Below are 8,706 nucleotides of genomic sequence, written 5' to 3' on the forward strand. Positions count from 1 at the left end.
GAGGAATATGCGGCGCCCGCGTTCCTCCTTCCACCACTTGATGGTGACGTGCTCGGGCATCCGGCGTTCCATCTCCCGGCCGATCGCGATCGCCGCGCGGCGCACCTGGGTGAAGGTCCAGCGGGGTTCGATGGGGACGAAGACGTGCAGGCCCCGGCCGCCGGAGGTCTTCGGCCAGCCGCGCAGTCCGCCGAACTCCTCCAGCACCGCCCGCAGTTCGTGGGCGGCGCGGACCGCGTCGTCGTAGTCGGTGCCGGGCTGCGGGTCGAGGTCGATGCGGAGTTCGTCGGGGTGGTCGACATCGGTGGCGCGGACCGGCCAGGGGTGGAAGGTGAGGGTGCCGTACTGGGCGGCCCACACCACGGCGGCCTCCTCGGTGGGGCACATCTCGTCGGCGCTGCGTCCGCTGGGGAAGGTGATGTGGGCGGTCGGGATCCAGTCGGGCATGCTCCTGGGCGCCCGCTTCTGGAAGAACCACTCGCCGCCGACGCCGTCCGGATAGCGCTCCAGGGTGGTGGGGCGGTCGCGCAGGGCGCGCAGGATGCCGGGGGCGACCGAGACGTAGTACCGGGCGAGGTCCAGCTTGGTGAAGCCCCGCTCCGGGAAGAACACCTTGTCCGGGCTGGACAACCGTACGGTCCGGCCGCCCACCTCCAGTTCCACCGCATCGCCCATGCGGCCACCGTAGGCGCACCCCGCATACCTCGCATACCGGGCGAAGCCGTATGCATGCGAGCAGAATCGGAGCATGGATCTGCCCGTCATGCCGCCCGTGAAGCCGATGCTCGCCAAGTCGGTGGCGAAGATCCCGCCGGGCATGCACTACGAGGCCAAGTGGGACGGCTTCCGGTCGATCGTGTTCCGTGACGGGCCCGAGGTCGAGCTGGGCAGCCGCACCGGCAAGCCGCTGACCAGGTATTTTCCCGAGCTGGTGGAGGCGCTGAAGGAGCGGGTGCCCGAGCGGTGCGTGCTGGACGGGGAGATCGTGATCGCACGCGGCGGGCGGCTGGACTTCGACGCGCTGACCGAGCGCATCCACCCGGCCGCTTCCCGGGTGCGGGTGCTGGCCGAGAAGAACCCGGCCTCCTTCGTCGCCTTCGACCTGCTGGCCCTGGACGACCACGCCCTGCTCGACGTGGAGCTGACCGACCGCCGCGCCCTGCTGGACCGGGCCCTGGCGGAGGCGACCCCGCCGGTGCATCTGGCGCCCTCGACGGCCGACATCGAGGTGGCCCGGCACTGGTTCGAGCAGTTCGAGGGCGCCGGACTGGACGGGATCGTGGCCAAACCGCCGGACCTGCGCTACCTCCAGGACGAGCGGGCCATGTTCAAGATCAAGCACGAGCGGACGGCGGACGTCGTCGTCGCCGGGTACCGCCTCCACAAGAGCGGCCCGGTGGTGGGCTCGCTGCTGCTGGGGCTCCACGACGAGCGGGGCCGGCTCCAGCACGTCGGCGTGTCGGCCGCGTTCTCCATGAAGAAGCGCGCCGAACTGGTCGAGGAACTCGAGCCGCTGCGCATGGACGACGTCTCCGGGCACCCGTGGGCCGCCTGGACGGACGAGGCCGCGCACGAGACGGCCCGGCTGCCGGGCGCGCCGAGCCGCTGGTCCGGGAAGAAGGACCTGTCCTGGGTACCGCTGCGGCCGGAGCGGGTGGCCGAGGTGGCCTACGACCACATGGAGAACGGGCGGCGTTTCCGGCACACCGCCCGCTTCCGCCGCTGGCGCCCGGACCGTACGCCGGAGAGCTGCACCTACGCCCAGCTGGAGGAGCCGGTGCGCTACGACCTGGCGGAGGTGCTCGGCGAGAGGTGACGACGACGCGCTACGGCCGCATGAGCACCTTGACCGCGCCGTCCTGCTTGCGCTGGAACATCTCGTAGGCGTGCGGCGCCTCCGCCAGCGGCAGCCGGTGCGTGGCGAAGTCGTCCACGCCGAGCGGGTCCTCGTCCGTGAGGTAGGGGATGATCCGGTCGCTCCAGCGACGGACGTTGGCCTGGCCCATGCGGAGCTGGATCTGCTTGTCGAAGAGGGTGAGCATCGGCATCGGGTCGGCCATGCCTCCGTAGACGCCGCTCAGCGAGATCGTGCCGCCGCGGCGGACCAGGTCGATCGCCGTGTACAGGGCGCCGAGCCGGTCGACGCTGAAGCGTTCGGCGAGCGGGCCGCTCAGTTTGCGGGGCATCATCGCGGTCGCCGTCTGGGCGAGCTTGGCGGCGGCGCTGCCGTGCGCCTCGGTGCCCACCGCGTCGATCACGGCGTCCGGGCCCCGCCCGCCGGTCACCTCCCGGATCGCGTGGACCAGCGCCTTCTCGTCGTCGAAGGCCCTGATGTCGTACGTCTCGACCCCGCGCCGCTGCGCCCGGGCCAGCCGCTCGGGCACCAGGTCCACGCCGAAGACGCGTTCCGCGCCGCGGGCCATGGCGATCCGGCAGGCCATGTCGCCGATCGGGCCGAGGCCGAGGACGGCGAGGGTCCCGCCGGGCGGAACGGCGGCGTACTCGACGGCCTGCCACGCGGTGGGCAGTACGTCGGAGAGGTAGACGAACCGGTCGTCCGGCGGCCCCTCGGGGACCTTGATCGGGCCGAACTGCGCCTGCGGAACCCGCAGATACTCGGCCTGGCCGCCGGGCACGGCACCGTACAGACGGGTGTAGCCGAACAGGGCCGCGCCCATGCCCTCGCCGGTGACCTGGGTCGTCTCGCACTGGGTGGGCAGGCCCGTGTCGCACATGAAGCAGTGGCCGCAGGCGATCTGGAAGGGCACCACGACCCGGTCCCCGGGGCGCAGGTCCGGCACCTCGGGGCCGACCTCCTCCACGATGCCCATGGGTTCGTGACCGAGGATGTCGCCAGGCGTCATGAACGGGGTGAGTACCTCGTACAGATGCAGGTCCGAGCCGCACAGCCCGGTGGACGTCACGCGGATGACGGCGTCCGTGGGTTCCTCGATCCGCGGATCCGGCACGTCCTCGACCCGGACGTCCCGCTTGCCCTGCCAGGTGACTGCCTTCATGAGTCGCACTCCCTAGGTCACGTTCGGCCTCGTCCGTGTGCGGTGACCGCCGGGTACCCGTGCGCACCGGGGCCGAACCCGCGCGGCGGTCTCCGGCGCACGCCGGCCGGGATCAGGCATCCGGCACCCGGCACCCGGCGTGGGGCACCGGCACCCGGCACCTGGTACGTGGCGCCTCGTACGGACGAGACCGCGGCGGGGTGCTGGCCCGTGGGGGCCCGGTCAGCCCTGGGTGGCCAGGGGCTCGGCCGCCTCGCGCAGGGGCTCGGCGGGCGGGGTCTCGGCCGGGTTTCGCAGGCTCTCGGCCGCGTCGGCGACCCGGCGGATCAGGTCGAAGAACACGGTCTGCTCCTCGGCGGACAGCGGGGCGAGGAAGACCTGGTTCATCCGGGCGGTGCGGACGGACAGCTTGCGGTGGGTGCGCGCGCCCTCGTCGGTGAGGCGGAGCAGGAAACGCCGTCCGTCGCGCGGGTCGCGCACCTTGTGCAGCAGTCCGCGGCGGTCGAGCCGGCTGATCACCTCGGCGATGGTGGACCGGTCCAGGCCCACCCGCTCCCCCACGGTCCGCTGGTCGAGTCCGGGCTCGGCGACGAGCACGTTCATGACCGCGAACTGCGGCGAGGTGATCTCCTCCGAGACCATCGTGTTCCACAGCAGGTAGTGCGCCTGCTGGAGCCGCCGGGCGAGGTGTCCGGGATGGGTGGTGAGATCCACCGCGGCCATGTGCGCTCCCCTGATCGATTCGTTGGTGCACTGAACGATACCGGGCCGCCGAAGCGGCTGTCCTGTTCTACGAACGCGGCAAAGTACAGGCCTTGACGGCCTTCGTCTCCGGTGGCAGCGTGAGCGGCACCCCACGAAATACTCAGTGCCCTGACTATCCGGGTACGGGTGCTATCCGGGTGCGGGAGAGACGGAGCTTCACGCATGGACAAGGTGGTGGCCACCGCCGGCGAGGCGGTGGCCGATGTGCCGGACGGCGCGTCCCTCGCCGTCGGCGGGTTCGGGCTCAGCGGTGTGCCGAACGTGCTCATCCAGGCGCTGTACGAGCGCGGTGTCGGCGGGCTGAAGGTGGTGTCGAACAACTGCGGGGCGATGGAGTCCGGGCTGGCGGTGCTGCTGGCCGCGGGCCGGATCACCCGGGTGACCGGCTCGTACATCGGCGGCAACAAGGAGTTCGCCCGCCAGTATCTGGCCGGTGAGCTGGAGCTGGAGCTGATCCCGCAGGGCACGCTGGCCGAGCGGCTGCGCGCGGGCGGCGCGGGCATCCCCGCCTTCTACACCCCGGCCGGCGTCGGCACCCAGGTCGCCGAGGGCGGACTGCCCTGGCGCTACGACGGCTCGGGCGGGGTCGCGGTGGCCTCGCCGCCGAAGGAGGTACGGGAGTTCGACGGCGTCGAGTACGTGCTGGAGCGGGGCATCCGCACCGACTTCGCGCTGGTCAGGGCCGCGCGCGGGGACCGGCACGGAAATCTGGTGTTCCGCAGGTCGACGCGGAACTTCAACCCGTTGGCGGCGATGGCCGGCCGGATCACGATCGCCGAGGTGGAGGAACTGGTCGAGCCCGGCGCGATCGATCCGGACGCGGTGCACGTGCCGGGCGTCTTCGTGCAGCGGGTGGTGCCGCTCACCCCGGAGCAGGCGGCGGACAAGCGGATCGAGTTCCGGACGGTGAGCGGCTGATGGCCTGGACACGCGAGGAGATGGCCGCCCGCGCGGCCCGTGAGCTGCGGGACGGCCAGTACGTGAACCTGGGGATCGGTCTGCCGACGCTGATCCCGAACCACCTCCCCGCGGGGGTCGAGGTGGTGCTGGAGTCGGAGAACGGCATTCTGGGCACCGGCCCGTACCCCACGGAGGACCAGGTCGACCCCGATCTGATCAACGCGGGCAAGGAGACGGTGACGGTGCTGCCGGGTGCCTCCTTCTTCGACTCGGCGCTGTCCTTCGCGATGATCCGGGGCGGGCACATCGACGTGGCCGTGCTCGGCGCGATGCAGGTGTCCGCCGGGGGTGACCTGGCCAACTGGGCGGTGCCCGGGAAGCTGGTCACCGGGATCGGGGGCGCGATGGACCTGGTGCACGGTGCCCGGCAGGTGATCGTGGTGATGACGCACACCGCGAAGGACGGCTCGGCGAAGATCCTCAAGGAGTGCACGCTTCCGTTGACAGGCAAGGGATGTGTGAACCGAGTCATCACCGATCTGGCGGTGCTGGACGTCACGACGGAGGGGCTGACGCTGACGGAGACCGCGCCGGGTGTGAGTGTGTACGAGGTCATCGCCAAGACGGACGCGGAACTGAGCGTTGTGGAGGGGCTGCTGTGAACAGAGCTCACAGTGCCCACCCCGCGCGCGACGCGATCGTCGGCCTCAGCGTTGTGAACCGAGCTCACACCACCGCGCCCCTCCGCGCCGTCACGCCCGCTCGCCCCGACAACCCCGTCACCCCTGTTGACCCGGTTCACACCGCAAAGGCGCCCACCCTGTGAACACCGCTCACACTCCCCCAAACCCAAAAGCCGTCTACATCGTCGACGCCGTCCGCACCCCTTTCGGGCGGTACAACGGCGCCCTCGCCTCTGTCCGTCCCGACGACCTCGCCGCCCACGCCCTGCGCGCGCTGCTCGCCCGCACCCCGGAGCTGGATCCCGCCCGGATCGACGACGTCTACCTCGGCAACGCCAACGGCGCCGGCGAGGAGAACCGCAACGTCGCCCGCATGGCCGCCCTGCTCGCCGGGCTGCCGACCTCCGTGCCCGGCGTGACCGTGAACCGGCTGTGCGCCTCCGGTCTGGAGGCGGTGATCCAGGCGGCCCGGGCCATCGCCCTGGGTGACGCGTCCCTGGCCGTGGCCGGCGGGGTGGAGTCCATGACCCGGGCGCCGTACGTCCTGCCGAAGCCGGACGGCCCGTTCCCCGCCGCCCACACCGAGTTGTACTCGACCACGCTCGGCTGGCGCATGGTCAACCCGCGGATGGACCCGCAGTGGACCATCCCGCTCGGCGAGAGCGCCGAGCTGATCGCCGACAAGCACGGCATCAGCCGCGAGCAGCAGGACGACTTCGCGCTGGCCTCCCACCGCAAGGCCGCCGCCGCGCGGGAACAGGGCCTGTTCGACGCCGAGTCGGTGTCCGTGCCGGTGCCGCGGCGCAAGGGCGAGCCGGTCGTCTTCGGCACCGACGAGTGCGTACGGCCGGACGCCTCCCTCGCCGCCATGGCGAAGCTGAAGCCGGCCTTCCGCGCGGAGGGCGGCACGGTCACCGCGGGCAACGCCTCTCCCCTCAACGACGGTGCGGCGGCCCTGCTCCTCGCCGACGAGGAGGGGCTTCGGGCCACCGGCCGGGAGCCGCTGGCCCGGATCAGCGCGACCGGCCTCTCCGCCACCGACCCGCGGTACTTCGGGCTGGCACCCGTGGAGGCCGTCAACCGGGCCCTCGCCAAGGCCGGCAAGGACTTCGGCGATCTGTCGGTCCTGGAGCTGAACGAGGCGTTCGCCGCCCAGGTGCTGGGCTGCCTCGCCGAGTGGCCGGAGTTCGATCCGGCGGTCCTCAATCCGCAGGGCGGCGCCATCGCGCTCGGCCATCCGCTCGGCGCCTCCGGGGCCCGGCTCGCCGGGACCGTCGCCCACCAGCTCGCCCGCCGCGGCTCCGGCACCGGCGCGGCCACCCTGTGCATCGGCGTGGGCCAGGGCCTCGCCCTCGTCCTCGAACGATAAGGAAGCGTCAGGTACCACGATGACTCTCACCCAGCAGGACATCGACCAGGAGATCGCCGCCGAGCGCGTCGCGTACGCCAAACGCGTCGCCGACGGCGCGCCCGCCGAACACCACCCGCGCCGCGACTACGCGCCGTACCGCTCCTCCGTGCTGCGCCACCCGAAGCAGCCCCTGGTGGCGATCGACACGCGCCGGGACCCGGAGCTGGTGGAGCTGCGCTCGCCCGCTTTCGGGGAGCGGGACATCACCGAGATCGACAACGACCTCACCCGGCAGCACACCGGGGAGCCCATCGGCGAGCGCATCACGGTCTCCGGGCGGCTGCTGGACCGCGACGGGCGTCCGGTGCGCGGTCAGCTGATCGAGATCTGGCAGGCCAACTCGGCCGGCCGGTACGCCCATCGGCGTGAGCTGCACGACGCGCCGCTGGACCCGAACTTCACCGGTGTCGGCCGTACCCTCACCGACGCCGAGGGCCGCTATCACTTCACCACCGTCCAGCCGGGCCCCTATCCCTGGCGCAACCACGTGAACGCCTGGCGTCCGGCCCACATCCACTTCTCGGTGTTCGGCACGGCGTTCACCCAGCGGCTGGTGACCCAGATGTACTTCCCGAACGACCCGCTGTTTCCCTACGACCCGATCCTGCAGTCGGTGACGGACGACGCGGCCCGGCAGCGGCTGGTCGCCACCTACGACCACGCGCTGTCGGTGCCCGAGTTCTCCCTGGGCTACCGCTGGGACATCGTGCTGGACGGGCCGGCCGCCACCTGGACCGAAGAAGGACGCTGACCGCCATGACGCTCATCGACCCGGGCAGCCCGGAGCAGGTGCTGCCCACCCCGTCCCACACGGTCGGCCCGTTCTACGGGTACGCGCTGCCGTTCCGCGGCGGCGAGGAGATCGCCCCGCTCGGTCATCCGGACACCGTCACCGTGCACGGCCGCGTCCTCGACGGCGCCGGTGATCCGCTGCCCGACGCGCTGCTCGAGGTGTGGGGGCCGCGGCCCGACGGTACGGTGCCGCGGGTGGACGGCGCGCTGCGCAGGGACCCGGCCACGGGCGGCTTCGCGGGCCGCAACGGGGTGGAGTTCACCGGCTGGGGACGGATCCAGACGGATGCGAACGGGCACTGGTACGCGCGTACGCTGCGCCCCGGCGCGCGCGGGAGCAATGCGCCGTACCTGAGTGTCTGTGTCTTCGCGCGGGGCCTGCTCGTGCACCTGTTCACCCGTATCTATCTGCCGGGTGACGACGCCGCACTGGCCGCCGACCCGCTGCTCACCCGGGTGGGCGACCGGCGTGACACGCTGATCGCGGCTGACGAGGGGAACGGCACCTACCGTTTCGACATCCGCCTTCAGGGCGAAGGCGAGACGGTCTTCCTGGAGTTCCGGTGACATCCGAGTTCCCTTCCTGTACCGACACCGGTCTGCTGGCCCCCGGGCGGGGGTCGGCGGACGCCGTGTCCGAGACCGGCGACGCCGCGTATCTGCGGGCGCTGCTCGACGCCGAGGCCGCGCTGACCCGGGCGCAGGCCGCGCTGGGGCTCGCCCCGCCCGAGGCCGCGGCGGAGGTCACCGAGGCGGCCGACCCGGCCCGGTTCGACCCGCGCTCCCTGGCCGCCCGCGCCGCCGGCGGCGGCAATCCGGTGATCCCGCTGGCCGCGGACCTGACCGCGGCGGTCGGCGCCGAGTACGGCCCGTACGTCCACCGGGGTGCCACCAGCCAGGACATCATGGACACGGCGACGATGCTGGTCGCCGTGCGCGTCCTCGGCCCGGTCCTGGACGATCTCGGGCGCGCCGAGCGTGCGCTGGCCCGCCTCGCGGCCGGGCACCGGGACACCGTGCTGCCGGGCCGGACGCTCACCCAGCACGCCGTACCGACCACGTTCGGGCTGAAGGCGGCCGGCTGGCGCGCGCTTGTCCTGGACGCGCGCGACCGTGTGACGCGGGTACGCGAATAGCC

The 8,706-nt window shown here is 72.2% G+C and carries 9 protein-coding genes and 1 pseudogene; 7 read left to right on the forward strand and 3 right to left on the reverse strand.

The features are described from left to right. A partial coding sequence (locus tag H5J33_RS14915; RefSeq protein ID WP_181795396.1) for a DNA polymerase domain-containing protein occupies positions 1–675 on the reverse strand: 675 nt, incomplete at its 3' end. A 73-nt stretch (positions 676–748) separates the two neighbouring features. On the opposite strand from H5J33_RS14915, the gene H5J33_RS14920 reads away from it, so the two are divergent. Next, positions 749–1,816, forward strand: coding sequence for an ATP-dependent DNA ligase (locus H5J33_RS14920; protein ID WP_181795397.1), 1,068 nt, complete (start codon positions 749–751; stop codon positions 1,814–1,816). Positions 1,817–1,826: 10 nt separating this feature from the next. On the opposite strand, the gene H5J33_RS14925 is transcribed toward H5J33_RS14920, so the two are convergent. Together H5J33_RS14925 and H5J33_RS14930 are read right to left on the reverse strand one after the other, a co-directional pair. Further along, a complete protein-coding gene (locus tag H5J33_RS14925) occupies positions 1,827–3,017 on the reverse strand; it encodes a zinc-dependent alcohol dehydrogenase (protein WP_181795398.1) in 1,191 nt (396 codons plus the stop codon). A 222-nt stretch (positions 3,018–3,239) separates the two neighbouring features. Continuing rightward, positions 3,240–3,740 (reverse strand): MarR family winged helix-turn-helix transcriptional regulator, encoded by a 501-nt coding sequence (locus H5J33_RS14930; protein WP_181795399.1) that lies wholly within the window; start codon positions 3,738–3,740, stop codon positions 3,240–3,242. A 204-nt stretch (positions 3,741–3,944) separates the two neighbouring features. Between H5J33_RS14930 and H5J33_RS14935 the strand changes: the two genes are divergently transcribed. From H5J33_RS14935 to H5J33_RS14960, 6 genes and pseudogenes are all read left to right on the forward strand, one after another. Further along, the gene (locus H5J33_RS14935) at positions 3,945–4,700 is read left to right on the forward strand and encodes a CoA transferase subunit A (RefSeq protein ID WP_181795400.1); all 756 of its coding nucleotides are present in this window, start codon (positions 3,945–3,947) and stop codon (positions 4,698–4,700) included. Then, the gene (locus H5J33_RS14940) at positions 4,700–5,344 is read left to right on the forward strand and encodes a CoA transferase subunit B (RefSeq protein ID WP_181795401.1); all 645 of its coding nucleotides are present in this window, start codon (positions 4,700–4,702) and stop codon (positions 5,342–5,344) included. Before H5J33_RS14935 ends, H5J33_RS14940 begins: the two co-directional genes overlap by 1 nt. 160 nt (positions 5,345–5,504) lie before the next feature. Continuing rightward, a complete protein-coding gene (locus tag H5J33_RS14945) occupies positions 5,505–6,734 on the forward strand; it encodes an acetyl-CoA C-acyltransferase (RefSeq protein WP_181795402.1) in 1,230 nt (409 codons plus the stop codon). Positions 6,735–6,753: 19 nt separating this feature from the next. Further along, on the forward strand, positions 6,754–7,527 hold the full coding sequence (gene pcaH / locus H5J33_RS14950; RefSeq protein WP_181795403.1) for a protocatechuate 3,4-dioxygenase subunit beta: 774 nt from the start codon (positions 6,754–6,756) through the stop codon (positions 7,525–7,527). A gap of 5 nt (positions 7,528–7,532) precedes the next feature. Next, positions 7,533–8,135, forward strand: coding sequence for a protocatechuate 3,4-dioxygenase subunit alpha (pcaG, locus tag H5J33_RS14955; RefSeq protein WP_181795404.1), 603 nt, complete (start codon positions 7,533–7,535; stop codon positions 8,133–8,135). Next, a pseudogene (locus H5J33_RS14960) lies at positions 8,132–8,701 on the forward strand (lyase family protein); the annotation flags it as partial. The gene pcaG and the pseudogene H5J33_RS14960, both read left to right, overlap by 4 nt. Positions 8,702–8,706 lie beyond the last annotated feature (5 nt).

Source organism: Streptomyces sp. WELS2 (assembly GCF_013870595.1).
Classification (GTDB): domain Bacteria; phylum Actinomycetota; class Actinomycetes; order Streptomycetales; family Streptomycetaceae; genus Streptomyces.

Bases quoted from the DNA above. Each gene is read 5' to 3' on its own strand.
- H5J33_RS14935 (WP_181795400.1), top strand. From the start codon at position 3,945: ATGGACAAGGTGGTGGCCACCGCCGGCGAGGCGGTGGCCGATGTGCCG.
- H5J33_RS14920 (WP_181795397.1), top strand. From the start codon at position 749: ATGGATCTGCCCGTCATGCCGCCCGTGAAGCCGATGCTCGCCAAGTCG.
- H5J33_RS14940 (WP_181795401.1), top strand. From the start codon at position 4,700: ATGGCCTGGACACGCGAGGAGATGGCCGCCCGCGCGGCCCGTGAGCTG.
- pcaG (WP_181795404.1), top strand. From the start codon at position 7,533: ATGACGCTCATCGACCCGGGCAGCCCGGAGCAGGTGCTGCCCACCCCG.
- pcaH (WP_181795403.1), top strand. From the start codon at position 6,754: ATGACTCTCACCCAGCAGGACATCGACCAGGAGATCGCCGCCGAGCGC.
- H5J33_RS14930 (WP_181795399.1), bottom strand. From the start codon at position 3,740: ATGGCCGCGGTGGATCTCACCACCCATCCCGGACACCTCGCCCGGCGG.
- H5J33_RS14925 (WP_181795398.1), bottom strand. From the start codon at position 3,017: ATGAAGGCAGTCACCTGGCAGGGCAAGCGGGACGTCCGGGTCGAGGAC.